Annotated in this window: 1 protein-coding gene; it reads left to right on the top strand. The window is 69.0% G+C overall.

The window, feature by feature from the left end:
* Window positions 1–277, top strand: a 277-nt coding sequence (locus FLQ44_RS20120; RefSeq protein WP_206209022.1) for a Rossmann-fold NAD(P)-binding domain-containing protein, incomplete at both ends; no start/stop codon positions are given.

The following is a 277-nucleotide window of genomic DNA, read 5'->3' as shown; positions in this document are numbered from 1 at the left end:
ACGCTGGGCCTGGCCGCCGAGTTCGGACCGCAGGGCGTGGCGGTGAATGCGCTGTGGCCGAAGACGGTGATCCTCACCGATGCGCTGAACATGATTCCCGGCGTCGACCACGTGGGCTGCCGCAGGCCCGAGATCGTCGCCGACGCCGCCCACGCGGTGCTGAGCACGCCGGCCTCGCGGCTCAACGGCCAGTTCCTGATCGACGAGGACGTTCTGCGCATCCAAGGTGTCGAGGACTTCGAGGGCTACGCGGTGAAGCCGGGGCATCCGCTGATGG

The sequence above is a fragment of the Vogesella mureinivorans genome (assembly GCF_007644035.1).
Taxonomy (GTDB): Bacteria; Pseudomonadota; Gammaproteobacteria; order Burkholderiales; family Chromobacteriaceae; genus Vogesella; species Vogesella mureinivorans.
The sequence above is the reverse complement of the archived record's forward strand: the minus strand, read 5'-3'. Positions and strand labels throughout refer to the sequence as shown.